The sequence below is a fragment of the Methanoregula sp. genome, from assembly GCF_002835825.1.
GTDB lineage: Archaea > Halobacteriota > Methanomicrobia > Methanomicrobiales > Methanospirillaceae > Methanoregula.
This window is the reverse complement of record NZ_PIZH01000725.1, coordinates 1-1,087: the sequence shown is the minus strand read 5'-3', so window position 1 is coordinate 1,087 and position 1,087 is coordinate 1. Positions and strand designations below refer to the sequence as shown.

Genomic DNA, 1,087 nt, shown 5'->3' with positions numbered 1-1,087 from the left:
GTTTTATCTCCTACCATGCCGGCAGGTACTCTATGGAGGATACTCACGCCGTCACGCTAAAACCAGACCCGAAGAAGACCGTTGTCACCTTTCTCATCCTGACGGTATTCTTCTCCGGGATATTCTGGTACATGACCGCAACGACTCCGCTGGTAAAAGAGAACGCGGTCATCCTGACCGTGTACGCGGTGGGTGCCATGTGGGGACCCACGGTTGCCGCGATTGCGACCCGGCTCATCTGGCAGAGGAACCTTGCCGGGTTTGCCCTTGGGCTTGGCGACCTGAAATGGGTTGCCATTGGAATCCTGCTCCCGGTTGCGGCCGGCCTTGTCATGTTTGGCACCGCGTGGCTGACCGGGATCGCCCCGTTCAGTCTGGAGGGGGCAGCAGGGGTGTTTGCCGTCTCGTTCCTCCCCGCGTTCATGGGTGCCATTGCGTTCAACCTCTTTGCCGCTGCGGGCGTGGAGTTCGGCTGGCGGGGCTTCCTCGTCCCTGAGCTTGCGAGGTTCATGGGGTTTACGGAACTTGCACTCATCTCGGCGGCCATCTGGACCGCCTGGCACTTCCCGCTGATCCTCTTTGGCTCCTACCACGGGGCCGGCTCGATCTTGTACTCGCTTGCGGTCTTCATCCCCTCGGTCATGGGTGCGGGGATCATCCTTGCGTGGCTCCGGCTCGCCTCGGGAAGTGTCTGGGTTGCCATCCTCTTCCACGGGTTCTGGAACTACTTCATCCAGCAGTTCTACCCGCTGCTGACCACGACCACGGAGGCCGGGCAGGCGATGCTGGGCGAGTTCGGGTGGTTCTGTGCGGCCTTCTACGTGGCCCTTGCGCTGGTCTTCTGGCACTTCCGGGACCGGCTCCCAACGCTGCCGGCCGATCGCGTTTGAAATTTTATTGGCAGGGGTCCGCGTGCGACAAAAAATTTTCACCGGGTTTTTTGTCCGGCCGGAAGGGTCGTTTGGCACCCCCCACCCAACCGCTCCGTCGTGAACATACCCGGATTTTTGTAACATCGTTATGCTACTGTAGCATGCTCATGCTACTCGCGCATCGTTATGTTACACGCGGGTGTCCCGATTGGATC

Annotated in this window: 1 protein-coding gene; it reads left to right on the top strand. The window is 60.1% G+C overall.

The genetic code is table 11. The features are described from left to right. A partial coding sequence (locus CW742_RS14725) for a type II CAAX endopeptidase family protein (RefSeq protein WP_342764895.1) occupies window positions 1–890 on the top strand: 890 nt, incomplete at its 5' end. Window positions 891–1,087: the final 197 nt, after the last annotated feature.